Genomic DNA, 25,023 nt, shown 5'->3' with positions numbered 1-25,023 from the left:
AGGTTCACGTAATTATGGAGCGTATAATGAGGCTTTACGTAGTTCGGGATAGTGATTTCACGTTACAGGATTCAAAGCCCGCTTCGTACATTCTAGGGTATGATGCATACGCAGCCCGTTTTCTTAGCACGTTTGAAGACGTTACTTTGGTCGGACGTCTTTTTGACCGGGAAGATCCTACCGCGCAGCCCGCAGTTGGCCCTCGCGTCGACTTTCTCAGCATGCCCGGCTACCATGGACCGGTCGGTTTCGTTACGCGCTTCCCCAAGATTGTGGCCACGATCTGGAAAAGTCTGGATCGGAGGAATGCGTATGTTTTACGCATCCCTGCCACGATCCCTTCGCTTTACGCCTTCATGCTCTGGCTAAAGCGGATCCCGTTTGCAGTCGAAGTCGCTGCCGACCCCTATGATGGATACAGCAGCGAGGCTTTGGGCAAGAACAAGCTTTCCTTCCTCTTTCGCGCGCTCTTCGTATGGATGACCAAGTGGCAATGCCGGCATGCCGTTGCTTCGGCCTACGTGACCCGTGAGGCGCTGCAGAAGCGCTATCCGCCGCGTGACCGGGCATCGTCGTTTTCATTCACGTCGATCGACCTGAAGGATGAAGCGTTCGCAACCGCCCCACGCGCCGCTGGCTCATTCCCGGAAGGAACGCTGCATCTCGTGATGATCGGGAACATGCAGAAGAACCTCAAGGGGCATGACACCATGATCGACGCGATCGCGATGCTGAAGCGGCGCGGAATAACGGTGACGGCGGATTTCGTGGGCTTTGGCGAGAACCTTGCCAACTTCAAGGCGAAAGCTGATGCGGAGGGCGTCGGCGAGCTGATCAACTTCTGTGGCAAGCTGCCGAACGGCAAACCGGTGCGCGATGTCCTGGACCGCGGCGATCTGTTCATCCTCCCGTCGCGGCAGGAGGGACTTCCTCGTGCAATGCTGGAAGCGATGGCTCGTGCGCTTCCGGCTATCGCTACGCGGGTTGGCGGAACGCCTGAACTCGTGCAGGAAGATTGCCTGTTTGAACCTGGCGATGCAGATCGGCTTGCGGACATGATCGGCAACCTGGTCGATCGGCGGGACGAACTGGCCGCGATATCCGAACGTAACCTCACGGTAGCCAGAGAGTACCATGCCGATGCAATCAAGAAGAAGCGGGATGCCTTCTACGCATTCCTGAAAAGCAAGTCGGGCCTGAAAAGCAAAACAGGCCGCTGACAGGCTAATGCGGGCGTGGCTCCGCAATTGCATGATTTGGTGTTAAGGTTTTCGATATGAGATTTCTGCTTCTGCCCTCGGGCCCCTTGTGGGCAGCGCTGCTGATACTGGGTGCGGCAGCGGGAATCTCGTTGTCCGGCGCCACAGCCTATTCAGGGCTGTTTCTGCTGGCGCTGGTTGGCTGCGCCTTCTTTGCGGTGCAGCGCCTAGCGTTTGCCGCGATATGCGTTCCGATCGGCGCCATGGGTTGCATTCTGTTTTTCAATGCGGTTCCGCGACAGGTCGATTCAATTTATTATGAGCACCTGCTGCAGTACCCTTACATTGATATTTTCGAGCTTATTTACAGCTCTTATAAACAGAACCTGCTTGGCGATCAGGAAGCCAACTTCGCTAAGGGCTCGTTTCTTCTTTTGGCGCAGCCTTTCGTCAACAGAAATCTCAGCTATGACGAGATGGCCTATCTCGTTCCAAACTTTGCAGTGTCATTGGTTATCGCAAGTTTGATTAGCGAATTGTCGATGGAGTTCTGTAAGAATCATAAAATAAGTTCCCAGAAGATAGTGCGCACAATCCGTTCGCTTTCAGCCGGATTTTTCCTTATTTCTCCGTCTGTTATGTTCTTTTCATCCGATTTTATGAAAGATTTGTACGCAATTCTGTTTGGACTGCTGACTGCGATACTGTTTGTGAGGCGTCAATGGGCGTGGCTTGCTCTTGCGGTGATCATATCGTTCGTCATCAGGCGCTATAATCCGCTGATGTCGTTCTGCTTGGTCATGGCGGTGAAGGGCAAAGGGCGTTGGGATTATGCCATGTTCGCAGGGTATGCCGTCTTGATGCTTGGCATCATCAAGCTGAACATCGCAGCGATGGCCAATATGCTTTTGTCGATCGTCTACATTTACATGAACCCGCTTCCGTTCCGGCTTGAAAACTGGGAGTTCCCGACAGGCTTGTTGACGTTCCAGGGGCTTGTATTCGCCGCTCTCCCGGTTTTCGCGGTCTATCAGGTTCTTGATCGGCGCATGCGGGCGCAAGGTTTTGATCGAATTGCGATTTCGATCGCGTTGTTTGGCTTCCTTGTGATTGCGGTTGGCTACAACAACATGGTCAACCTCAGGGGTGAATCGATGGAAATCGGGCGAGGCGGCGATAACATGACCCGCAAGGCCTTCCCGGCGCTGCCGCTGATCGACATCCAGTTCGCGTTCGTGCTGGCATGGGTGGGCACGTTCCTCGCTTCGCGCAGGAAGGAGGTGACGGTGGAGATGCCTGATGCTTCACTTCGCAATGTTCCGCCCGTGCAGACGCTTTAGCGGGGCTCTGGCGGGCATCCGCCATTCTTGGCGCGAACTGCGCGTATCACATCAATCTGGGTAAACTGTGGCAGGAATTTGAACGATGACGAGTGGCCGGATCCTTCATGTCATTGCGAATTTGCGCCATGGAGGCGTTCAGACCTGGGTGATGAACCTGGCCCGGCAGGCCCGGCGCGATGGTGTTGCGATGGATATCCTGACATATTCCGATCAGGAATGGCCGTTGAGTGCGGAACTTGCGGAGATCGGCGTAAGGGTGCTGGCATGCTCCCGGCATCGCAACCCGATCAAGCTGTACGAAGCCTTGAAGTCCGCCAACCAGAAGTTCGGACCGTACGACGCAATTCATGCGCATGAGATGTACCAGAACGGCGCCATATTGCTGGCCGCGCAGATGGCCGGCTACAAGGTCCGTGTCAGCCACGCGCACAATTCCGCGCAAGCCGTGCGCAATACCTTCCTGCGCCGCGCCTACAACCGGGTGATGAAGACATTCATTTCGCGTTCGGCAACCCATATGCTGGCCGTGAGCGAGCTTGCGGGCAAGACGCTGTACGGAGGGGAATGGGGCGGCGATGCCCGCACCGGCATCGCGCATTGCGGGCTTGATTTCGCTCCCTACGCGCAGGACTTTGACCCTGCCGTCCGGGCGGAACTGGGCATACCGGCCAATGCCAGGGTGATCGGCCATGCCGGGCGCTTCGTGGGGCAGAAGAACCATGCCCTGCTGGTGGATGTCGCGGCTGCCGTCATGAAGTCGGACCCCGACGTCTGGCTGGTGCTTGTAGGCGACGGCGGGACAAGGGCGGAGATGGAGCGAAAGGCCGGGGAACTGGGCATAGCCGAGCGTACCGTGTTCACCGGTGCGCGATCTGATGTGCCCCGGCTGATCGTCAGCACGTTCGATATGCTGCTGCTGCCTTCGCTGTTCGAAGGGCTGGGGCTGATCGTTCTTGAGGCGCTGGCTGCAGGAAAGCCGTGCGTGATTTCCGATGTTGTGCCACTGGAGGCGGACGTCGTGCCCGAGCTTGTCACCCGTGTTTCGCTTGCCGTAGGGGGCGAGACGTGGGCGCAGGCGGTGGCGCAGGCCCTTTACCGCAAGACGGACGCTCGGATCGCCTTCCAGACCGTTAATGAGAGCAAGTTCGCCATCGCATCGTCCTATCGCCAGATGTCGGGTGTCTACACGTCCAGGTGATCGCGGGCGCTTGCGGCGTGGAGCGGGCGGCATGTCGCAGGGCTCGTTGTAATGCAACGCAATGGCGGCCATGGTGTCACCATCGCTGACGAAGTATCGATAAAGCCGGGGTTTATGCGCGTGTTAGATCGAAAAGACCTGCTGCGCTCCGCTTGCCTTGCCGTTGCAGGCGCAGCGATGATGGTAACGGGAATGCCGGGTGTGCCCGCATCGGCGGCACCGTCTTCCGAACCCTGGCCGGTGACTTTGCGTGCACAGATGGCGCGGCTGACAACCATAGGATTCAGGCTGAACCATGCTGCGGTGGAGCAATGCCCCAGAACGTCGGCGGCCATAGGGCTGACGCTTGATCATATCGGCGCCTATCCGCAAGGGGATCGTCCCGCGGTTGCGCAATTGCTGGGAATGGATGACGCGCCGCAGGTCGCCGGCGTCGCTACAGGCGGCCCTGCTGACGTCGCCGGGGTCAAGGTTGGGGATGATCTGATCTCCATCGACGGCAGGAAGGTCAGCGATATCGTGGCTGCCATGCCGAAAGGCGCACTGGTGTCCGACGAACTGGAGCAACGCCTCGCGCAGTTGCCTGCAACGGCGCCTATCCGGCTTGGGCTGCGCCGCGGGGGCGATGATATTGCCGTGGCCGTCCAGCCTTTGCAGGCCTGCGCGGCCCGGTATGTGATCAAGACCGATGGCGGCATCGATGCATTCTCCGATGCGGAGAATGTGGCGATATCAAGCAAACTGATCGCGTTTACCGCGAATGACGATGAACTTGCCCTGATCGCCGGGCATGAACTTGGCCACATCGCCCACCAGGATGGAGATGCAGGCAGTATCACGCAAAGGCGTGCGATGGAGGACCGCGCGGACATCACCGGCCTGCATTTTGCCGCTTGCGCGGGCTTCGATCCTGAGGCTGGCCTGCAGTTCTGGCTCCGTCGCGAACGGCAGGACATGCTTCGCTGGTTCCGCGATCCCACTCATCGTTCGCGCACGGAACGGGTTAAGCTGATGCGTGAGGAAATCCCGAAGGTCCATTGCCCTTTCAGCCAGCCTGCGTCCGGCTGAAAGGTTGATTTCAGGCAGCCTTTTCCTGCGTCTGCGGGACGCCTGCATCCTTGTCGTTGCCTGCAAGCGCGCGCACGAACTGTTCGCGCCAGTGCTGCACGTCTTCGTCACGCACAGAGGCCAGCAGTCTGGCGTGGCGCCACTTGCGTTCGGCAAGGGGCATGTCCAGCGCCTGCTTTATGGTCTCTGCGACGTGTTCCACCGAGTGTGGATTGACCAGAAGCGCATCCTTGAGCTGCAGGGCAGACCCTGCGAATTGTGAAAGGATCAGCACGCCAGGATCCTCGGGATCTTGCGCGGCGACATATTCCTTCGCGACAAGGTTCATTCCGTCGCGCAGCGGCGTTACAACGCCGACGTTGGCGGCGCGATAGAATCCGGCAAGCTGTTCGCGTGGATATCCGCGGTTGACGTAGCGGATCGGCACGAAGTCCACTTCGGCGTGGGCGCCGTTGATATGCCCGGTCTTGCGTTCAAGGTCTTCGCGGATCTGCTGATAGCTGGCGACGTCACCCCGGCTGGGCGGAGCGATCTGCAGCAGCACCGCGCTTCCCGCCATGTGCGGATGTTCGCCGAGGAACCGGCTGAAGCTTTCGAAGCGCTCACCCAGTCCCTTCGAATAGTCGAGCCGGTCGACGCCGATCAGGATCTTGCGGCCGCGCACGCTGGATTTGAGGCGCTGATAGGCTTCGCGCGCTTCTTCGCCGTTGGCGGCTTCGGTGAATTCGGTAAAGTCAATGCCGATCGGGAAGGCCCGTGCGACGACGCGGCGGCCTTTGTAATCGATCGAATTGTCGAGATTGACCTTCAGGCCCATTTCCTTCTGCACATAATGCAGGAAGCTTTCCAGCCATTCGGTAGTCTGGAACCCGAGCACATCGTATTCGAGCATCGAGGCGACCAGCCGCTCGTGGAAGGGCAGCGAGGCCAGCAGGCGGGTGGGCGGCCAGGGCGTGTGCAGGAACAGGCCCATCCGGTTTTTCACGCCCTTGTCGCGAAGGATCGAGCCCAGAGGCAGCAGATGATAGTCATGAACCCATACAAGATCGTCCGGCTCGATCAGCGGCAGTACGGAATCGGCAAAGCGCTCGTTCACCCGTTCATAGCCTTCGCCGAAGTTGCGATCATATTCGGTCAGGTCGATGCGATAGTGGAACAATGGCCATAACGTTCGGTTGGCGTAGCCGTTGTAGTATTCATCGACGTCCTGCGCCTCCAGGTCGATGGTGGCGGTCGTCACGCCGTCGTTGCGTTGCATGTCGAGGTGGCCGGTGAATTCCGCGGTCTCCTGCCCCGACCAGCCGAACCAGATGCCGCGATGTTCGCGAAGAGCCGAATTAAGCGCCACCGCAAGTCCGCCTTGCGCCCCGGCAGCGCCCGCTGCCTTGGGAAGGCTGACCCGGTTTGAGATGACGATCAATCGACTCATTTTTGCAATCCCCTGTTGCACCATTTGGGCCGGCAGGCCGTAGTGGCTGTCAACCATATGGGCGCATAAGCGCGATGCGTGCTGCATTCGGCACGCGAAACGGCGGAAAATGCGGCGCCGTCAGCGCCAATCCCGCCAGGACCGGGACAGTTGCCCGGCACAATTGATGATTCCTACCAGCGAATAGGTCTGCGGAAAGTTCCCCCATAGCTCGCCGGTTTCAAAGTCCATGTCTTCCGACAGTAGCCCCGACCGGGTACGATGGGCCAGCATGGCTTCGAAAAGCCGGCGGGCCTCGTCGTCCTCGCCGCTGCGGTGAAGGGCTTCGATCAGCCAGAAAGTGCAGATGTTGAAGGCGGTTTCGGGAAGGCCGAAGTCGTCCTCGCTGTCATAGCGCAGCATGTGTTCACCGCGACGCAGCGCCTTTTGGACTGCCTTGAGAGTGGCACGGAAGCGCGGATCTTCGGGCGGCAGGTAGCGCAGTTCCACCATCTGCAGCAGGCTGGCATCCAGCTGAGACCCGCCGAAACTGGCGGCATAATGCCCGCACGCATCATGCCCTTCAACTTCGTGCCAGGCTCCCGCATCGATATTAGCACGCACGGTATCGGCGCGATCCCGCCAGAAATCGGCGCGATCTGACAGGCCAAGGTAATGCGCGGCATTGGCAAGGCGGTCGCAGGCGGCCCAGCTCATGACGCTGGAATACGTATGGACGGCAGTGCGGGTGCGCAGTTCCCACAGGCCCGCATCGGGCATGTTGTGCGTTTTCCATGCCATTTCGCCGACTTGCTCCAGGCTCCGGAAGTCGTCTTCGTTGGCGATGCGCAGCAGGCGCTGGTCAAGGAATCCCTGGATCGAGGGCAGGACGATCTGGCCATAGCAGTCGTTCTGGACCTGATAGTAGGCCGCGTTGCCGACGCGCACGGGGCCGGTATTGCGATAGCCGGGAAGGTCGGCCGCCTCCCATTCGATGATCTCTTTCGCCCCGCTTACCGCGTAGAGCGGCTGGACGACGCCGTCTGGCGCATCGGCCACAATATTGCGCAAGTAGGCGAGGTATTTCTCCAGCACGTCCAGCGCGCCGAGGTGGTTGAGCGCTTGGACGGTGTAGTAGGCATCGCGGATCCAGCAGTAGCGATAATCCCAGTTCCGCTGGCTGCCGGGCGCCTCTGGGATCGAGGTGGTCAGCGCTGCGACGATCGCGCCTGTTTCCTCATGCTGGCACAGCTTGAGCGTAATCGCCGCGCGGATCACCGCGTCCTGCCAGTCGAGAGGCGTGGCAAGGCCGCGCACCCACAACCGCCAGTAGTCGCCCGTGCGCTGCAGCATCGTGTCCAGATCATGCTCGACGTTGCCGGCGAAGGGTTCGTCCGGGCCGAGGAAGAAGTGCAGCGGCTTTTCCAACCGGAACCAGCGCTCGTCGAGCACATAGCCTACCGGCGCGTCGGTGGTCAGGCGCAAGGTGTTGCGCTCAACCAGATAACGCACATGGTTCGAACCCTGCGTGGTCGATGCCAGCTTGGCGCCGTAGCCGCTCATCGGGGTAAGAATGGTGCGGATGCGCGGCGCTCCGGCAACCGGCCTGACGATGCGCGCGAAGGCGACCGGACGATACATGCGGCCCGAACGCTCGAAGCGGGGGGCGAAATCGTAGATCTCTACTGCGCCGCCGGTTGCATCCTCCAGCCGGGTTACAAGGATCGGCGTGTTGCGCAGGTAATGCTGTTGGACCGAAACCTGGTTTTCCAGCTCGAAGCGCCAGGTGCCGGCGTCCTGTCCTCCGTCCCCGCGCAGCAGCGCGCAGAACGTGGGGTCGCCGTCAACGCGGGGAACGCATCCCCAGACGATAGCGCCCGCCTCGTTGATCAGTGCGCTGACCTGGCAATTGCCGATGGGCCAAAGTTCCAGTGAAGTCGGTACGGGCGACGTCATGCTTGGAAATCTCCCTTCTGAAACGTGCGGAGGGCAGCATGCAGCCAGTGGTGGACTTGCGCTACCCCTTCAAAGCGGAAGGCGGCGGCGGTTGGCCGCTGCGCGCCTACCAGTATGCCGTGGCCGCCGAGGCGGTCCACTGCGATGAACGCATCTTCGTCGGTCACGTCGTCGCCCAGGAACACGGGCGTGGTGCCACGGAACGCGGGCAGAGCCATGAACCGCGATACGGCAGTGCCCTTGTCCGATCCCGGCATGGTCAGTTCGATCACCTGCTTGCCGTGCTTGATGCCCAGGCCGAATTCGGCGGCGAGCTGCCGCGCGCAGTCCAGCAGATTGTCCCGCGCTTCGGGATGGTGGCGGTAATGGACTGCGGCGCTGAACGGCTTGGGTTCCACCAGAAGTCCGCCGTTTTCGTGGGCAACCTCATGAAGGCGGGCGACCACGGCATCGGGCAGCGCGGAGGCCAGCGGTTCGACGGCAGCCTTGGCCGCAGGCCGAAATTCGCCGCCGTGCGACCCCGCGATTGCCAGTTCGGCAGGCCCCAGCAAGGCTTCGAGCGCGGCGATGGAGCGGCCGGTAATAACAGCCAGGCGGCCATCGAGCGCATCGGAAAGGCGTTCGAGAAGCGGGCGCAGGTCGGGCGCCACGATGACGGCGTCGGGGTGGTCGGCGATATCCACTAGCGTTCCGTCGAAATCGAGGAACAGCGCGGTCGCCGAAGATGCCCGCAGTGCAGGTGGCGGACCAAGATTAATAGAGTTACTGAAATCGGAAGCTCGATCCGCCGCCAGCGACGGGCCTTCGCTTGAATTGGTCATTTATATGTCAGCCTTGCACCAAGATGTCGCCCTCGATCGGGGGCGCGGATGGCTCAATCACATGCTGCGCCGTAATTGGTCCGGGATAAACGATTGAACCGCCGATCTGTTCCGGTGCGAAATGACGTAAGGGGCGCTATTTTTCCTTATCCTGTTGCATCGCAGCAAGCGCTGGCTATTACCAAGGCCCCAGATGCCTGTATCCATGAGTGACTTGCACCCATGTCCACTGTAGTACCTGTCATTCTGTGCGGCGGCAGCGGCACGCGTTTGTGGCCGCGCAGCCGTGCGGCGATGCCCAAGCCTTTCCTGCCGCTGGTGGGAGAGAGCACCCTTTTCGAAGCCGCTCTGGCGCGCTGCCCCGGTTCTGCGGGTTTTGCCGGGCCGGTGGTGGTCACGGGCCACAAGCATCTTGCCCATGTCGAGGCGCAGCTTGGGCCGGTCGATGGCGCGCAGGTCATCGTCGAGCCTTCGGCCCGCAACACTGCGGCCGCCATCGCGCTGGCCGCGTACCGGCTGCCCGAAGATGCAGTGATGCTCGTGTGCCCAAGCGACCATCACATCGGCAATGTCGAGGCTTTCGCGGTTGCGGTGGCGGCTGCTGCGCAATTGGCGCAGCAGGGCTGGCTGGTCTCCTTCGGGATCGAAGCGACGCGGCCGGAAACAGGCTTCGGTTACCTCAAGCGCGGAGAACCGATCCCCGAACACGGCGGCTTTCGCACCGCGCAGTTCGTCGAAAAGCCCGATCTGGCCCGCGCGCAGGCGTTCCTGGCAGAGGGTATCTATGCCTGGAACGGGGGCATCTTCGCATTCCGGGTCAAGGATTTCATTGCCGAACTGGAACAGCATCGCCCGGATGTGGCCGCCAGCGTGGCCGAAGCCGTGGCGAAGGGCGCGGAGGACGGGCAGCGCTTCCACCCCGACGCCGATCTCTTCGCACAAGTGCCCAGCGTATCGGTGGACTATGCGGTGATGGAGAACACCACCCGCGCGGCGATGGTCCCGGCGGACATGGACTGGTCCGACATCGGCAACTGGCACGCGCTGCACGAAGCGCTCGACCGCGATGCCGACGGCAATTCGGTACGCGGTCCGGGCGCGGTCGAGATGGTGGACTGCCGCAACGTGCTGGTCGACAGTGATGGCCCGCGCGTATCGGTGATCGGCCTTGAAGACGTCATCGTCGTCGTCGACGGTGACGACATCATGATTACCACGGTTGCAGGCGTCCAGAAGGTCGGCAAGCTGGCGGGCGCCGCCAACCAGTAGGCGTCCGGCGCAAGGTGCTTGTGCGTTGCGCAAATCTTTTCCAATGGCCGCCCATGCGAGCGGGCGGCTGACGGGTCATCACAAAGTCGGATTTCGCGACCAGACCAGAGCCGATGGACGGTTTTGCCGGTCGCGGACTTTTCGCCAGTTGAAGGACATGGAATGAAGAAAATCGTTGCGTTCGATCTCGACGGCACGCTGGCGCTGAGCAAGCAGCCGCTGACGGAAGAGATGGCGGAACTTCTGGCGCAGCTGCTCACCGTTGCCCAGGTGGCGGTGATTTCAGGCGGTGACTGGCCGCAGTTCGACAAGCAGGTGGCCAGCCGCCTGCCCGCCCATGCGGACCTGTCGCGCCTGTGGATGATGCCGACGAGCGGCGCGAAGCTTTATCTGCACAGGGAAGGCGCTTGGTCGCCGGTCTATGTAGAGCTGTTCACCGATGCGCAGAAGCAGGAAATCCTCGACGCGTTCGACGCTTCGCTGGCCGCAACCGGCTTCACGCCCGAGGAGACCTGGGGCGAACGCATTGAGGATCGCGGCAGCCAGATCACGTTTTCCGCGCTGGGCCAGCAGGCTCCGCTGGAAGCCAAGGAGCACTGGGATCCCGATTTTGCTAAGCGCAAGGTGATCCAGGCGGACCTCGTCAAGCGGTTGCCGGGTGTGTCGATCAACCTTGGCGGCGCCACTTCGGTGGACGTGACGCAGCCCGGAGTGGACAAGGCCTGGGGCCTGAAGCGGCTTGCCGAACGCAGCGGCGTGGCCGAGGCGGACATGCTGTTCATCGGCGACGCCATCTTCCCGGGCGGCAACGATTATCCCGCCAAGGCGATGGGGCTCGACACCGTCTGCGTGCGCGATCCGGCCGACACCGCCAACGTGATCACCGCCATCGTGGCCTGTCAGAAGGCAGGTTAAGCGGGTACACAACGGCACCTAAAGGCACCCTAAACGCACCTCAGCGTACCAAGGCGGGCGTAAAGGATACCCATGCCCGCTTTCTATCTGACCTTCATCGCCGCAATGCTTGCCGGGATCGGTGCCCGCGATCAGATCACGATCGCGGGCCTTGCGCTGGCGCAGGGACGCCGCCCCGCAGTGCTGATCGTTGCCATCGTGACAGGGGTGCTGAGCGCGGCCTTCGCGGGTTGGGCGGCGCACTGGATGCTTGGCCAGTTGCCGCCGCCTGCGCGATCGATCTTCGCAGGTCTGGCGCTTGCGCTGGCAGGTATCGAATCGATGGTACTTGCCCCCCGGCGCGGTCTGCGCGAGCCGACCAATTCGCTCGGCGCGCTGGCGCTGGTGTTGCTGGCGCATCAGGCGACTGACGCGGTGCGCTTCGTTGTCTTCGGGCTGGGGGTGGGCCTGGCCGGTCCCTGGCCTGCGGGTGTTGGCGGAGCGCTGGGCAGCGCCGTGCTGGTAACCTTCGCGTGGGGGCAGCCCGGCTTTTTCGAGAAGCCCGCGTTGCGCCTGATCCGCCGGGTGACGGGGGCGGCGTTGCTTTTGGCGGCGGCGGTGATCGTGTTTCGGCAATTCGGCATTCTGTGATCGAATTTTGCAATCGAACCTATGCTTTCCAACCGCGTTCCTTGTGCTTAGTTCTGTTCACAACACGACAAACCGAGGGAAACCGAAATGACTTCCAAGGACAACTCGCAGGCCGCGCTCATCGACAGCCTCAACGGGCTTCTGGCGGACACTTTCGCGCTCTATGTGAAGACCAAGAATTTCCACTGGCATGTGCGCGGCCCGCAGTTCCATGACCTGCACCTGCTGTTCGACGCGCAGGCGGCCGAGATCTTCGGCCTGACCGACCTGATCGCAGAGCGCGTGCGCAAGCTGGGCGGCAAGACGCTGACCTCCATCGGCGCGATCGGCGCCAAGACGACAATCAAGGACGAGGACGACACCAGCCTCGATGCGATGGCGATGGTCAAGGAACTGTTCCAGGACAACACCGCTTATGTCGCGACGCTGAAGGCGACCAAGGAACTGGCCGGAGAGGCTGGCGACAACGCCACCGACGGTGTGATCGACGACTGGACCGATCAGGCCGAACAGCGGGCATGGTTCCTGCGCGAGATAATCGCGTAAGGGCGCTGTCCCTAAGCAATTTACGAAGACGGCTGGAGAGTGTTAGAGGGCTCCCCATGCCCAATATCGAAATGATCGAAGGCGCCGACGACGCCGCCATCGCCACCTGGTTCGCCGCGCGGCTGCGCGCCGCGCTGGCCACTTGCCCCGATATCGCGGTCACCGTGCCCGGCGGCTCTACCCCGTTCCCGATCTTCGACCGGCTGGCGCAGGAAGACCTGCCATGGCCGCGCATCGCCGTGTGGCCAGGGGACGATCGCATCGTGGCTGAGGATCACCCCGCCAGCAACGTCGGAAAGATCCGCGCGCGGCTTGAGCCGGTGGGCGCGAAGATCGTGCCGCTGGCGCAGGACGCGGTGCCGCCGCGCTTTGCCATCGCCTGGCTGGGCATGGGACGCGACGGGCATGTCGCCTCGTTGTTTCCCAACACCGACCCGCAAGTGGATGATGCGCTGGCCGTGCGCCGCCTGACCCCCTATCCGCTGCCGCCTGAAGCACCGTTCGACCGGCTGAGTCTGACGATCCCGTCGCTGCTCGACAGTGCCGAGATCATGTTCGTCATTCGCGGCGCGGACAAGCGCGCGGTGTTCGACAGCGCGGTTTGCGGCGATCACGACCTGCCCGTCGCCCGGTTGCTGCGTGCGGCCAGCGCAAAGGTCACCTGCTTCTGCTGAATCCATTGCCGGCGGCGCTGCATCGGGCGCTTTATCGGATTACCCATGCGGTGTGGCTGCGCGTCTGGCGGGTGCGGCGCAGGCAGTTGGACGGCGTGCGGGTGGTGGCGCTAGACCGGAATGGGCGGGTGCTGCTGGTGCGCCATTCCTATGGTTCGGACAACTGGATGCCGCCCGGCGGTGGCCTGAAGCCGGGCGAGGATCCAGTGGCCGCCGCTGCCCGTGAGGTGCAGGAGGAAACCGCCTGCACCCTTACCGGTGCGCGCCTGCTTTCGGTCGATATCGAAGGCCTGCACGGCAACAGCAACCGCGTGGGCGTTGTCGTTGGCCGGATTGAGGGAGAACCACAGGTCGACGGGCGCGAGATTGTTGAGGCCTGGTGCTTCCCGCTTGATGCCTTGCCTAAGGAAATTTCCGGGGCGCTGGCGGGCAAATTGCGCGACTGGGCGGCGGAAATCTAGCAATCGGGGATTCGATCAGCACCGCGCCGTCGGCACCGATGGCGTGCACCTGAAACACATTCTTCGCCAGATCCAATCCGACGGTGACAACCTCCTGCTCCATGGAACGACTGCTAGACGTGGACCTACAACGACCACATCATCGCACAGCTACGCTGGTGCGGAGGTCGTCTATCACATCACGTCAGCGGCGAACCGGGGGCGCGGTCGTCACCCGGAGCATAACCGATCGATCATCAATGGGATACTTTGGTGGCTCCGCTGCGGGACGCCGTGGCGCGATGTTCCGCCCAAGTACGGCAATTGGAATACGATCTACCGTCGGTTTCGGCGCTGGACCGAGGCCGGTGTCTGGTACGCGGTGTCGGTTACGCTGGCCGAGAAATGCTGTCCGTCGTCGGGACATTTGGCACAGATCGGGGCGTGGATTAGCGGAGAGCGAGCCTCGTCTGGGGGTTGATGTTAGGCCGCGAGCTTGCGGTGAAGCAAGCGGCGATGTTCGATGGTCTTTCACTTAATGGTTTCGCGGCGCTTGATGATGGCGGGAGCCCTGCCGAAGTAGGCATCAGCCGGGTCACGTTGTTCAGGCTCTCGTGGTAGCGCTGGTGATTGTAGTGCTCCACGAACGCCTCGATCTGGGCCTCGAGATCGCCGGGCAGGAAGCAATTTTCTTGGCTGATGCGGTTCTTCAAGGTCTGGTGCCCGCGCTCGATCTTGCCCTGAGTTTGCGGATGCAACGGGGCTCCGGACGTGGCTCATCTGCTGGGCCTGGATGTAGACGGCAAGTTCGCCCGCCGGCTTCATCAAGGCGATCATGACCGGCCAGCGGGTCTCTAGAGTGAAGTTGTCGACTCAACACTTTGGAGACGGACCGACCATGACCAAGCGCACATCTACTCCCGCCGACGCCGTGCTGGTAGCCATCGATATGTCCAAGCATCGCCAAGAGGTGCTGATCGAGCGCCCCGAAGGCGGGCGCCGACGGCGGATGACGGTGATGGCGACCAAGGCGGACTATGTATCGCCTCGCAACCGATCTTGGCGATATCAGGCGCCCTATCGTCGTCGGCTTCGAGGCTACCGGCAACTACCACCGCACCCTGGCGCACCGTCTTCTCGCTGCGGGCTTCGAGTTGCGCCTGATTTCTTCCGTCGCATTGGCCCGGACCCGAGAGGCGCTGCACAATGGTTGGGACAAGAACGATAGCGAGGATGCGCAGGTGATCCTGCACATCCTTCCGATCGGCGCGGCCCAGCGCTACGTCGATCCGCTTGCCGCCGGCACCAATGATCTGCAGGAGATGTCGAAGACGCACGAGGCGATCTCCAAGGCCAAGACCCAGACTTGGCATCGACTCCTGACGCACTATCTGCCGCTCTATTTTCCGAAGATCGAACGCTTCGCCGGCAATAGCCGCTCCGATTGGTTCCTTGCCTTGCTTGAGCGGTTCCCCACCCCGGCCAGCATGACCGCGCTTGGCCAGGAGGCATTCACTCGCGAGGCTTGGGACTTGGTTGATCGTAACGTGTCCAAGGCCCGACTGCTCAACGATATCTATGCGGCCGCCAGCGCCTCCATAGCGCTCCCGGTCGAGGAAGATTCCATATCGATCGCCATGTTCCGCATGGTCATCGCGCAGGCGCGCAGCCTGATCCGGCAACGCGACGAGGTTGAACGGACCGCGCATGCCATGCTGGCCGAGAACCGCGACTACCAGCTGCTGCGCATGATCCCACGGATCGGACCTATCAACGCGCTGACTATCCTCGCCGAAGCTGGCGATCTGCGCCGGTTCGGCCATCACCGCCAGTTCCTCAAGTTCTGCGGGCTTGATCTCGCCACTTGCCAGTCGGGCACTTTCCGCGGCCGGACCAAGCTCGCGAAGTACGGCAACGCCAGGCTGCGCCGAACCTTCTGGATGACCACCCAGGTATCCGACAGCGCGACAACAGCTTCCGTGACAAGCTGGGGCGCTATGTAGCCGGACACGGCAACGATCCTGATCGCCGCCGCAAGGCGATGACCGCACTCACCGCCAAGATGGAGCGCGTCGCGCATGCCGTCATCAAGACGGGAACCGAGCACCGTCCGTTCGTCGAACGGGCGGACACCAGTTGGAAGGCCCCCTCTCTGTGGAGCCGTGAGGGCGCTTCTGCGACCCTGTAGATAATGTTCGGGCCTTCCATCCGGCACCTGCATCTCATTTTAAGGACGGTTAGGACCATGACCGAAGCGGTCGCTGGATCCTGTGTTTGCTATGGCCGAGAGCGCTTTCCTTGACGATGGAAGCCATCTGGATCAGAATGACATCAGCGCTGATCGTGATTGGCGCAATGAGACCTGCTGGCCGTTTGCCGCCGCTGCTTCCCAACCTAGGGCGTTGTCCGATAGCAGCCGGGGCTTGTGCAGCACGGTGGCACTATCGCAGCCCGATGCCTTGAGGGCCAGGTCCAGCGTGTCCGTCACGTCTTCGGCCCGCATGTTGGTGCACAGTTTCCAGGCGATGATGTAGCGCGAGTAGTCGTCGAGCACGGTCGAGAGGTACATCCAGCCCCACCCGATGATCTTGAAGTAGGTGAAGTCTGTCTGCCACATCTCGTTCGGCCGGGTGGTCTTCGTGTGGAACTGGTCGGCGGCCTTGATCACGGTGTAGGCTGGCTGGTGATCAGGTCATGGGCCTTCAAGAGGTGGTCAACCGTGGCTTCCGACACGAAGTAGCGCTTTTCATCGGTGAAGCGCACCGCCAGTTCGCGAAGGGAAAGCTCGGTCGCCTCCAGCGCCATCTCGATGATCTGCGCGCGGATATCCTCGGTGATGCGGTTCCACACCCGGCTCGGCGCCGAGGGGCGATCCTCCAGGGTTTCAAGACCGCCCTCGAGCAAGCGGTCATACCAGCGGTAGAACGTCCGGCGGGCAATGCCGAGCTTGTCCAATGTGTGCTTGGCGGGCAGGTGTGACTGCTCGACGATCCTGATGATCTCGAGCTTTTCTGCGGCGGGGTACCTCATTCGTCGTCGCCCCCATCCGCGATCATACATTTTTTTTAGCAGGCGGTTTTCCAACGTCAGGTCGGCAACGCATTCCTTCAGGGCACGGGCTTCACGGCGCAGATCCTGAATCTCGCCCGTGGTCGCCGCACGAGCGGTGTCGCCCGCGAGCCGGCGCTTGCCGGTCTCCATGAATTTCTTCGACTAGGTGTAGTAGAGGCTTTGGGCGATGCCTTCACGCCGGCACAGCTCGGCAATGCTGTCCTCGCCGCGCAATCCGTCGAGCACGATGCGGATCTTGTCCTCTGCCGAGAAATGCCGCCGCGTCTGTCGGCGAATGTCTTTCACCACGGCTTCGGCAGCGGCCTTCGCTGGCGATTTTCGCAAGGAGGGTTTGGGCTTCATCTTCGTTCCTTCGCCACTACGACGAAGCCCAAACCCTCCTTAAATCTCAACCCCCAAACTGTGCCATGGACGCTGACGCCGGACACATTGTTACCGTCGGCGATGACGGTGCCTATGACATCAGGCTGCCACGCAGCGATCAATGCGCGCGGTGCCGAGCCGCTGATCTCTGTTCCCCGCAACGGCAAGGCCTGGACAGAGGACGGCCCCGGCGTCGAGGCCCGCAACGAGACGCTTCGTGCGATGAAACGACTGGGCAGGACAATATGGAAGAAATGGAGTGGCTACCACCGACGCAGCTTGGTTGAGACCAAAATGCACTGCTTTAAGCTGCTCGGCCCGCTCGTTGCCGCGCGCATCTTGGAGCGTCAGATACCGAAATCAAGGTCCGTGCTGCAATCGTCAACTGCTTCTCGCAATTCTGATTTCCGAATATCGTGCGAATCTAATAATAATTATAAGCAATAATATCCTTATGTACATCATTCGTTATGCAAATAAGCTCTGTGAATGACAAGAATATCAATATAATATAATATAATTTCTCATTTACTGCTAATTTAGCATATAGGGTTCTGAGATTGATGGCTGCTATTTGTAGGATATTGAAAGAAAATACGTACCGTCATCAGTGAGGCGCACTTTTTCACGCCACGCATTGGCCCTCTCGGTGACAGGCGGCAGTGCATATTGTAACGTAGCAAGAATGCGCTAGACCATGCATAAGTAACTGTTCATAGTTCAGGGAATGCCACACGTGACCGATCAAGGGATTGTCCAAGGCCAGCGAACTCTTGCCGCTTCCGGATGCCCGGACGATCACGTGGACTCCAATGTCACGAAACTGGTCTTTTCAAGTCAACGGATGAAGAAGTCTTGAAAGTTGTCATCTTCGGGCTTGGTTATGTCGGCTGCACAGCAGTGGGGTGCATCACAAGCCAAGGGCATCATGTCGTCGGCGTGGATGTCAGCGCCGCAAAAGTGGAAGCGCTGAACGCCGGGAACTCTCCCATTTGCGAACCGGGCTTCGGCGAACTTATCGCCAAGGCAAAGACCGACGGGCTGCTCTCGGCCACCGTGGAGGTGGGTGACGAACTGGAGGATGCCGATATCGCCATCGTTTGCGTCGGCGCGCCCAGCGGCGTCGATGGTGCGCACAACATGAGTTATATCGCGCAGGTCTCGCGTTCGACCGCGGCGGCAGTAAAGTCGGGCCGGGCCAAGCCCTTGACGGTGGCCTATCGCTCTACCATGCGCCCGGGCACCATCGAAATGATGATCGCACCGATCTTCCGGGCCACGCTTGGCGATGCTTTCGAAGCCGCGATCGAACTCGTCGATAATCTCGAAGTCTTGCGCGAAGCGACCGCGATCGATGACTATTTCAACCCGCCCAAGATCGTCGTTGGCACGAAGGACGGTGGCCCCAGCGCCAACATGGACGCCTTGCACGAGGGGATCGACGCGCCGGGGTCGGAAAATTTCCGGCAGTCCTCGATCCAGGGCATCATGAAGCGGGTCAAGGCCAAGGGCATTGAAGTGGTGATCTACGAGCCGGCCATGGCAGAGGACAGCTTCTCCGGCTCAAAGGTGATCCGGAATATCAATGCCTTCAAGCAGGAGTGCAACGTGATCGTCGCCAACCGCATGACCGACGCCATCGCCGATGTCGCATAAAAGGTCTTTACACGCGACCTGTTCGGATCGGACTGACGCTCTCTTCACCCTCACAGCACCTACTGCCCAGCGCACAAAAAGGACAAGATGATGACTCAGGACAACACGGTGCTGGTAACAGGCGCGGCCGGCTTCATCGGCGCCGCCCTTACCCGAACGCTGATCGCGCGAGGTCAGCGCGTCGTCGGCATCGATAACCTGAACGATTATTACCCGGTCTCGCTCAAGCACGCCCGCCTCGCCAAGATCGCCGAAAGCGCGGGCGACGCCTTCCGCTTCATCGAACTGGATTTCTCCGACAAGACGGTGCTCGATGCGGCGCTTTCAGGCGTAGAATTCAGCTCGATCGTGCATCTGGGCGCGCAGGCGGGAGTGCGCTATTCGCTCCAGAATCCCCAAGCCTATGTTGCCTCCAACCTTGCCGGCCACGTCAACATGCTGGAGCTTGCCCGTGAACGGCAGGTTGGCCACATGGTCTATGCCAGCTCCAGCTCGGTCTACGGCGGCAATGACAAGCTGCCCTTCGCGGTCGAGGACCGGGTCGATCATCCCGTCTCGCTCTATGCCGCGACCAAACGCGCCGACGAACTTATGAGCGAGACGTACGCGCACCTATTTCGCATCCCGCTTACGGGCTTGCGCTTCTTCACCGTCTACGGTCCTTGGGGACGCCCGGACATGGCGATGTGGCTGTTCGCCGACCGTATGTTCACCGGCCGCCCCATCGACGTGTTCAACAACGGTAAAATGCAACGCGATTTCACGTATGTCGACGACATCATCGGCGGCGTGGTCGCCTGCCTCGACCAACCGCCCGCCGACGACGGCGCGGCCAAGGCCGGCGGTAGCACCGAGCCCCATGCTCTCTATAACATCGGCAATAACAAGTCCGAGCAGCTGATGCGCCTAATCGAGGTGCTGGAAGACGCCTGCGGGGTCAAGGCAAACGTCAACATGATGCCGATGCAGCCTGGCGATGTGCCTGCCACGTATGCCGATATTGCTGCTCTCACCCGCGATATCGGCTATGCCCCCACAACGCCGATCGAGGTGGGTGTGCCGCGATTCGTCGACTGGTACCGCGAATACCACGGCCTTTAAGAGACCAGCGCGCCGCTTCAGCCCCGGGAGCGGCCGCTTCGCTCCCGTACGTGGCAGGCAACGGAAACGATTGCGGAACTGTGCAGTCCCTCACCAAAAGGGCCATCCGGATCGAGTTCGTGAAGGAAAGCCTGACCTTCTCGGGCGAGGATTCCCCGATGGCTAATCTGATGCTCTCGGTGATGGGCGCATTCGCGGAATTCGAGCGCGCCCTAATCCGGGAACGGCAACGAGAAGGCATTGCCATCGCTAGGCAACGCGGCGCCTATTGTGGGCGGAAATGCCCTCTCTCCGATGAAATGATCGCTGAGCTGCATCGCCGCATCGCCGCCGGTGCGCGGAAGGCCGCCATCGCACGCGACCTGGGGATCAACCGCGAAACTCGCTACCAGTATCTGCGTGCAGCCGTATGAGGCCGACAGCCTTGCCCTTTCATATCCCGGGTGAAGCTGAGCGCCATTTTGATAGCGCAACCTTCATTTTGGAGACCCTACATCGCAACGGAGCCGCCAAAAAGAAGGCTTTCCCGTGGTCGTGTCCCATTGCGTGGTGTAGGATCGAGGGCGTGGCCAAGCCGATCCTCATCGCAGGAAGACGAGCCGTGGAACATTCTACAGGAGTTTTCGTCGGAATCGATGTGGCAAAGGCCCGGAACGCGATTGCGATCGCGGACAGTACACGCTGCGGCGAGGTGCGTTATCTGGGTGAATTTGACGCCAGTGAACCTTGACGAGGGACTGTCAGGAATTTCGCGTGCGGCGAGGCGGTTGACCATCACGCCGTCATGGCCCTGATGAAACGTTCGCCGAAGAGCACGGCAAATTGCGCCTTCGCCATGTTCCATTCGCGCGGCGACATTTTCCACTCTTTCTCTGATCGGTTCAAGATCAGATAGAGCGGCTTGGTGGCCGCCTCGTCATTGGGGAAATGACCCCGCGCACGAACAGCGCGACGAAGCTTGGAGTTCAAGGCCTCGATGGCATTGGTGGTGTAGACGATCCGCCTGACCTCATCAGGAAAAGCGAAAAATGGGATGACCTCGGGCCATGCCCGGCGCCAACTCTGGCCGATAGCGGGATAGCGCTGGCCCCAGAAGCTGGCCTCGAAGGCCGTCAGCGCCTCCTCGGCGGCCGCGGCATCGACGGCACGGTAGATGGCCTTCAGGGCCGTTCCGAGCGCCCTACGGTCTTTCCACGCCACAAAATCCATCGAGTTGCGCAGCAGATGGACAATGCACGACTGAACCATCGCTTCGGGGAAGACCGCAGTGATGGCGTCGGGAAAGCCCTTGAGGCCGTCGACGACGGCCAGCATGATGTTCTCGACGCCGCAGTTGCGCAGTTCATTCATGACGCGCAGCCAGAATTTGGCGCCTTCATTCTGTTCCAGCCATAGCCCCAAGACCACCTTGGTGCCGTCGGCCATGACGCCTAGGGCAATATGGATCGCCTTGTTACGGACCATGCCTTCGTCGCGGATCTTGACCCGGATCGCATCGAAGAAAACCAGCGGATAGGCTGGGTCCAGCGGCCGTTGCTGCCAGGCCGTGACTTCCTCCAGCACAGCGTCCGTGATCGTGCTGATCAGGTCGGGTGAGGCCTCGGTGCCGTACAGTTCGCGCAGATGCCCGGTGATCTCACGGGTACTCATGCCGCGCGCGTACATCGAGATGATCTCGTCATCAAAACCGGGGAAACGGCGCTGATATTTTGCGATAAGCTGCGGATCAAAACTGCCGGCCCGATCACGCGGTACCTCGATCTCGATCCGTCCCCCGTCGGTCGTCACTGTCTTGCGGCCATAGCCGTTCCGGCTGTTGGTCCCTTGCTCCTCCTGGCCAAGATGGTGATCCATCTCCGCGTTGAGCGCCCGTTCGGCAAATGCCTTCTTCAATGTATCGAGCAAGCCGCTCTGGTTGAGCGCTGCTGCTGCGTCAGTGCCGGCCAGCAGTTGGTCGAGAATGTCGTTCGGTATCGAGGGTGCTTTCCGTCGTGACATATTGGGTCTCCTTGTTACCCATTATGCCTCGCCGCACACGAAATTCCTGACAGTCCCTGAAGTATCGATGCGCCGTGTCGTGAAAAGGCTCGCGACCCAGCATGATTGCGTCCATTACTGCTATGAGGCGGGGCCAACCGGCTACGGTCTGTACCGCCTGATCCGTTCGATGGGATACGAGTGCACAGTCATGGCCCCGTCTCTGATTCCCCGACGACCCGGCGACCAGGTGAAGACGAACCGTCGCGACGCGATCGGCTTCGCAAAACTGCTGCGCGCCGGCGAGCTCACGGCGGTCTGGGTTCCTGACGAGGGCCATGAGGCGATGCGGGATCTCGTTCAAGCACGCACCGCGGCGGTGGAGACGCTGCGGGTTCATCGCCAGCACATCAATTCTCTCATGCTCAAGCATGGCCGGACTTACCGGCGCAAGATGCATTGGACGATGCGCTAACCGAGCAGCTTCACATCGAAGTGAAGGCCACGGCCCTGCAGAATGCACGCGCCAAAGATGCATGCCGCAATTGTGACCGCACCGAGATCGCCACGCCGATGGTCATTGCGCCGATGCCCGCACAGTCGTTGCCGGGCAGCATCGCCACGGCCTCGGCGCTGGCCTTTGCCCTTGGTCGGTCAGCGACGTGTCGACGTAGCGGATATCCATGCCCAGCGTGCTGGCCTCGATCCGCGCGGCGACACGGCGCTGGCAGTTCCAGCTCTTCGCGCCTTAGCGGGTATCGGCATAGCTGCGCAGGACCACACGGCTTTCTTCAGCGCGGCGGACCGCACAGACGTCGGCGGCAGTGACGATGACCAGATCGGCTCGTAGCGCGGCGTTGGTCGGCAGGCCGAACACGTAATCGACGTGGGCCGCTTCGCAGAAGGCCATCACCTCGGGGCGGCCATAATGCCCGTCGCCGCAGACGGTGATGCGCGTATTCGGCCAGTACCGACGGATATGGCGCACCAGACGCCGGATATGGCCCGCCGCCTCCTTGCCCGAAGGCGTCTTGCCGGTGCGCAGCAATACCGCCACCGGTCGGCCCGTTGCCGTGTCGTAGACATAGATTGGCAGGAAGCAGCGCTCCCCATAATGGCCGTTCCAGAATGAGAGCTGCTGGTAGCCGTGTACGACGTCGCAGGTGTCATTGATATCCAGCGTCACGGCTGCTGGAGCGGCGGCATAGCTGGCGCAGTAGACGCCGATCATCTCGGCCATCATCCTGGCCAGCTCACGCGTGGTTGGAGCATTCTCCCAGCGGCTCATCGTCGGTTGGCTGGCAGGCCCCACGCCCGATCCCGGCAACTTGCCCAGCGCCAGGCGGAAGCCCGGTTCGTCGCGCAGGGAGTCGATATCCTCAGCATCCTCGTAACCGCACGTGATCGCGAACACCCGGGCACGCAGAATGTCATCGAGGCGATGGATCACCCGCATCGGGTCACGCGGATCATGTCGGCCAGGCTGTGGGTGATGCGGTCGGGCGCGCTCGGATCCTTGATGCAGGTAGCAAGCCGCCTGCAGAGCCCTATCGCGCGCTTGCGCAAGCAGCAGAACGCCGCCGTCCGAGGTCAGTCGACCACCGTCAAACGCGGCTGTGATCTTCTTCCCGCCGCCCGCTGGGAATCGGAATGAGGTTGCGATTCGTCGTTCATGGCAGGTGTGTCCTGTGGCACTTTCTGCCCTGCGACAGGTTCGGCTTAGACACCCAGTTCCTAATTCAGATCAGAGGCTTATGCCACTCCCGCCAACCCTTCACGCTACCACCGGTGAATAAGAGCGCCTAGGCCGCAAACATTCATTCTTCGGCCATCTTATTGATCGGGCGTTGCACATGGTTTGTCGGGAACGGCGCGGGGACCGGCACGTGCCTGAATAGTGTCGATATTACCTGATTCGGCCGTCCGACTAGCACGCACCGCTTTCGGGACGAGTGGTTTAAAGCCAATGTTGACAAAGTTATTTTCCTCTGAGGCGGTCATTCTTGGCTGCAATCCTCAACGACTGGGCGCTAGAGGGCAACGGTTCGTCCCGTGGCACTTGAGGTAAGATAGGTATTTCTACACCCATTTGTGCACTGCAGCGAAAAGTGCCTGATCCTCCCGGCCACCTAGCATGTATCTGCTGCAGGTCACTTCGGTGAAACAGGGCGGTAGTGGGGGTCCCTTTCTCGACGTCGAAAGGATCATGTATGATCAAGAAGACCCTGCTCTCTTTGAGCGTTGCGGCCATGGTTGCCGCTCCCGTGGCGGCTCAGGCCGGCACTACGGCTTCCGCTTCGGTTGGCAAGATTTCCAACCTCAGCGGCATTGGCGCGCGCCAGACGGCCGTCGTCAAGAAGAAGAACAAGGCCGAATCCGGCACCATCATCCTCGCAGCTGTCGGCGTTGCCGCAGTTGGCGTTGGGATCTACGCGATCGCCGACGACGATGATGACCAGTCGAACGGGTCCTAATCTCTTCAGGCAGTGTGATTGATATGGGATGGCCGGGGCGGCATGTCGTCCCGGCCATTCTTTTTGGCGTTGATGCGGCGGCGCAATAGCTGCGCAAGCGCGCGGGAAAGCTGCGGGGTGCGGCTCTCGAACAGCTGCCCGAATGCATAGGCGGGCACGGCGCTGATCGCCGTCATCGCCAGACCCAGCGCCAGCACCTTGCCCGGATCGGTGATGCAGGTGGCCGGTAGCAGGCCGATGCGCACCAGCAGCGCGGCCATGTCCGCCATCAGTTGCCGGTGGATCGCGTAAAGCGAGAATGAGAACGCAGCCAGCCGTTCGTCGAGGGGGCGGAACAGGCGGGTTTCTCCCTGCCTTCCGGCGGCAAGGAAGACCACGCCTACAAGGCCGCGCGGTGTCGCCCAGCGCGCCGCCTTGCCAGGGCAGGGCGTAGACGGGGTTGGCGGCGTCAAGCAGGTAGACGGCGCCATAAACCTGCACGGTCAGCACCAGCGCGGGCACCAGGACGGCGTAAATGCGCGCGAAGCGGGCGTTGGCGTAGCTGCGCCAGTCGAAGGCATCGGCATTGCGCTGCACGGCGCCGCCGACAAGATAGCCCGACAGGATGAAAAACACGACAACCGCGCCTTCGCGCATGTCGGCGATCACGGTAATCCACCCTGCACCTGTCGTCTCGCTGTTCACGATCGCCAGTGCATGGTCCAGCGCCACCACCAGCGCGGCAACTCAGCGCACCCTGTCCAGAAACCCGCGATAGTCCAATGCCGGTGCCTCAGTCCCCTGCGCCTGCCGCGCTGCGGGGCGATGCCGCCTTATGACAAGCGCGCGATAACGTATGGTTACCGCTGCGGGCCGTGGGGAGGGCAGGCGAAGAAAAACCCCGCCCGGTTCGCACCGGACGGGGTTTTTTTCA

At 61.2% G+C, this 25,023-nt stretch carries 21 protein-coding genes and 9 pseudogenes; 22 read left to right on the top strand and 8 right to left on the bottom strand.

The genetic code is table 11. From position 1 onward, the window contains the following. The first annotated feature begins 26 nt into the window (after positions 1–26). The 4 genes from A8V01_RS15165 (at position 27) to A8V01_RS15150 (ending at position 4,808) form a co-directional block, all read left to right on the top strand. Entirely contained in the window at positions 27–1,220 is a 1,194-nt protein-coding gene (locus A8V01_RS15165) for a glycosyltransferase family 4 protein (protein WP_170065944.1), read from the top strand. 56 nt (positions 1,221–1,276) lie between these two features. Further along, positions 1,277–2,539, top strand: coding sequence for a hypothetical protein (locus A8V01_RS15160; protein WP_103096661.1), 1,263 nt, complete (start codon positions 1,277–1,279; stop codon positions 2,537–2,539). Between the two features lie 85 nt (positions 2,540–2,624). After that, complete coding sequence (locus A8V01_RS15155) at positions 2,625–3,740, top strand: glycosyltransferase (RefSeq protein WP_103096660.1); 1,116 nt, start codon at positions 2,625–2,627, stop codon at positions 3,738–3,740. A 177-nt stretch (positions 3,741–3,917) separates the two neighbouring features. Further along, positions 3,918–4,808: a M48 family metalloprotease gene (locus tag A8V01_RS15150; RefSeq protein WP_170065943.1), complete on the top strand. Its 891-nt coding sequence runs from the start codon at positions 3,918–3,920 to the stop codon at positions 4,806–4,808. A 10-nt stretch (positions 4,809–4,818) separates the two neighbouring features. On the opposite strand, the gene otsA is transcribed toward A8V01_RS15150, so the two are convergent. The 3 genes from otsA to otsB all read right to left on the bottom strand — a co-directional run bounded on the left by otsA (position 4,819) and on the right by otsB (position 8,993). Beyond that, positions 4,819–6,237 (bottom strand): alpha,alpha-trehalose-phosphate synthase (UDP-forming), encoded by a 1,419-nt coding sequence (gene otsA / locus A8V01_RS15145; RefSeq protein WP_103096761.1) that lies wholly within the window; start codon positions 6,235–6,237, stop codon positions 4,819–4,821. Positions 6,238–6,357: 120 nt separating this feature from the next. Next, positions 6,358–8,172: a glycoside hydrolase family 15 protein gene (locus A8V01_RS15140; RefSeq protein WP_103096658.1), complete on the bottom strand. Its 1,815-nt coding sequence runs from the start codon at positions 8,170–8,172 to the stop codon at positions 6,358–6,360. Further along, positions 8,169–8,993, bottom strand: a complete 825-nt coding sequence (otsB, locus tag A8V01_RS15135) for a trehalose-phosphatase (RefSeq protein WP_103096657.1) — start codon at positions 8,991–8,993, stop codon at positions 8,169–8,171. The genes A8V01_RS15140 and otsB overlap by 4 nt, the downstream gene beginning before the upstream one ends. 222 nt (positions 8,994–9,215) lie before the next feature. Here otsB and A8V01_RS15130 point away from each other — a divergent pair, with 222 nt between their 5' ends. From A8V01_RS15130 to A8V01_RS29785, 7 genes are all read left to right on the top strand, one after another. Continuing rightward, positions 9,216–10,262, top strand: coding sequence for a mannose-1-phosphate guanylyltransferase (locus A8V01_RS15130; protein ID WP_103096656.1), 1,047 nt, complete (start codon positions 9,216–9,218; stop codon positions 10,260–10,262). Positions 10,263–10,424: 162 nt separating this feature from the next. Then, positions 10,425–11,177: an HAD-IIB family hydrolase gene (locus tag A8V01_RS15125; protein ID WP_103096655.1), complete on the top strand. Its 753-nt coding sequence runs from the start codon at positions 10,425–10,427 to the stop codon at positions 11,175–11,177. 72 nt (positions 11,178–11,249) lie between these two features. After that, complete coding sequence (locus A8V01_RS15120) at positions 11,250–11,807, top strand: hypothetical protein (RefSeq protein WP_103096654.1); 558 nt, start codon at positions 11,250–11,252, stop codon at positions 11,805–11,807. A gap of 87 nt (positions 11,808–11,894) precedes the next feature. Beyond that, positions 11,895–12,353, top strand: coding sequence for a Dps family protein (locus A8V01_RS15115; protein ID WP_103096653.1), 459 nt, complete (start codon positions 11,895–11,897; stop codon positions 12,351–12,353). Positions 12,354–12,409: 56 nt separating this feature from the next. Then, positions 12,410–13,027 (top strand): 6-phosphogluconolactonase, encoded by a 618-nt coding sequence (locus A8V01_RS15110; RefSeq protein ID WP_103096652.1) that lies wholly within the window; start codon positions 12,410–12,412, stop codon positions 13,025–13,027. 50 nt (positions 13,028–13,077) lie between these two features. Next, on the top strand, positions 13,078–13,488 hold the full coding sequence (locus A8V01_RS15105; protein ID WP_245892570.1) for an NUDIX domain-containing protein: 411 nt from the start codon (positions 13,078–13,080) through the stop codon (positions 13,486–13,488). Then, on the top strand, positions 13,421–13,948 hold the full coding sequence (locus tag A8V01_RS29785) for a transposase (protein ID WP_425437337.1): 528 nt from the start codon (positions 13,421–13,423) through the stop codon (positions 13,946–13,948). Before A8V01_RS15105 ends, A8V01_RS29785 begins: the two co-directional genes overlap by 68 nt. A gap of 50 nt (positions 13,949–13,998) precedes the next feature. Here the strand turns inward: A8V01_RS29785 and A8V01_RS15095 are convergent. Further along, positions 13,999–14,283, bottom strand: a pseudogene (locus tag A8V01_RS15095) (integrase core domain-containing protein); the annotation flags it as partial. 82 nt (positions 14,284–14,365) lie between these two features. On the opposite strand from A8V01_RS15095, the pseudogene A8V01_RS15090 reads away from it, so the two are divergent. Continuing rightward, positions 14,366–15,659 (top strand): annotated as a pseudogene (locus A8V01_RS15090) (IS110 family RNA-guided transposase). A gap of 191 nt (positions 15,660–15,850) precedes the next feature. On the opposite strand, the pseudogene A8V01_RS15085 reads toward A8V01_RS15090, so the two are convergent. Beyond that, positions 15,851–16,881: pseudogene (locus tag A8V01_RS15085) on the bottom strand (DDE-type integrase/transposase/recombinase); the annotation flags it as partial. Positions 16,882–16,967: 86 nt separating this feature from the next. On the opposite strand from A8V01_RS15085, the pseudogene A8V01_RS15080 reads away from it, so the two are divergent. The 6 genes and pseudogenes from A8V01_RS15080 to A8V01_RS15060 all read left to right on the top strand — a co-directional run. After that, a pseudogene (locus A8V01_RS15080) lies at positions 16,968–17,306 on the top strand (transposase); the annotation flags it as partial. Between the two features lie 382 nt (positions 17,307–17,688). Next, positions 17,689–18,291: pseudogene (locus tag A8V01_RS29780) on the top strand (Rossmann-fold NAD(P)-binding domain-containing protein); the annotation flags it as partial. 60 nt (positions 18,292–18,351) lie between these two features. After that, a pseudogene (locus A8V01_RS29775) lies at positions 18,352–18,558 on the top strand (UDP-glucose 6-dehydrogenase); the annotation flags it as partial. Positions 18,559–18,645: 87 nt separating this feature from the next. Further along, positions 18,646–19,659 (top strand): SDR family NAD(P)-dependent oxidoreductase, encoded by a 1,014-nt coding sequence (locus A8V01_RS15070; protein ID WP_103096650.1) that lies wholly within the window; start codon positions 18,646–18,648, stop codon positions 19,657–19,659. Positions 19,660–19,739: 80 nt separating this feature from the next. Further along, positions 19,740–20,072 carry a recombinase family protein gene (locus A8V01_RS15065; protein WP_425437334.1) on the top strand — a complete coding sequence of 111 codons (333 nt, stop codon included), beginning with the start codon at positions 19,740–19,742 and terminating at the stop codon, positions 20,070–20,072. A 152-nt stretch (positions 20,073–20,224) separates the two neighbouring features. After that, the gene (locus tag A8V01_RS15060) at positions 20,225–20,389 is read left to right on the top strand and encodes a hypothetical protein (RefSeq protein WP_425437333.1); all 165 of its coding nucleotides are present in this window, start codon (positions 20,225–20,227) and stop codon (positions 20,387–20,389) included. 44 nt (positions 20,390–20,433) lie between these two features. Here the strand turns inward: A8V01_RS15060 and A8V01_RS15055 are convergent, their stop codons facing one another. Further along, the gene (locus A8V01_RS15055; protein ID WP_103096649.1) at positions 20,434–21,657 is read right to left on the bottom strand and encodes an IS256 family transposase; all 1,224 of its coding nucleotides are present in this window, start codon (positions 21,655–21,657) and stop codon (positions 20,434–20,436) included. A gap of 64 nt (positions 21,658–21,721) precedes the next feature. Between A8V01_RS15055 and A8V01_RS15050 the strand changes: the two are divergent. Both A8V01_RS15050 and A8V01_RS15045 read left to right on the top strand, forming a co-directional pair. After that, positions 21,722–22,108 (top strand): annotated as a pseudogene (locus A8V01_RS15050) (IS110 family transposase); the annotation flags it as partial. Further along, a pseudogene (locus A8V01_RS15045) lies at positions 22,108–22,284 on the top strand (IS66 family transposase); the annotation flags it as partial. The pseudogenes A8V01_RS15050 and A8V01_RS15045, both read left to right, overlap by 1 nt. A gap of 7 nt (positions 22,285–22,291) precedes the next feature. Here A8V01_RS15045 and A8V01_RS15040 read toward each other — a convergent pair. Beyond that, positions 22,292–23,331 (bottom strand): annotated as a pseudogene (locus A8V01_RS15040) (IS1380 family transposase); the annotation flags it as partial. A gap of 515 nt (positions 23,332–23,846) precedes the next feature. On the opposite strand from A8V01_RS15040, the gene A8V01_RS15035 reads away from it, so the two are divergent. Continuing rightward, positions 23,847–24,110, top strand: a complete 264-nt coding sequence (locus A8V01_RS15035) for a hypothetical protein (protein WP_103096648.1) — start codon at positions 23,847–23,849, stop codon at positions 24,108–24,110. Between the two features lie 5 nt (positions 24,111–24,115). On the opposite strand, the gene A8V01_RS15030 is transcribed toward A8V01_RS15035, so the two are convergent. Beyond that, a complete protein-coding gene (locus A8V01_RS15030; RefSeq protein ID WP_146037273.1) occupies positions 24,116–24,562 on the bottom strand; it encodes a hypothetical protein in 447 nt (148 codons plus the stop codon). Positions 24,563–24,714: 152 nt separating this feature from the next. Here A8V01_RS15030 and A8V01_RS28645 point away from each other — a divergent pair, with 152 nt between their 5' ends. Next, positions 24,715–24,867, top strand: a complete 153-nt coding sequence (locus A8V01_RS28645) for a hypothetical protein (RefSeq protein WP_170065942.1) — start codon at positions 24,715–24,717, stop codon at positions 24,865–24,867. The last annotated feature ends 156 nt before the right edge of the window (positions 24,868–25,023 follow it).

Source organism: Novosphingobium guangzhouense, from assembly GCF_002896965.1.
Lineage (GTDB): Bacteria > Pseudomonadota > Alphaproteobacteria > Sphingomonadales > Sphingomonadaceae > Novosphingobium > Novosphingobium guangzhouense.
Note: the sequence above shows the minus strand (reverse complement) of the source record. Positions and strands in the feature narration are given on the sequence as shown.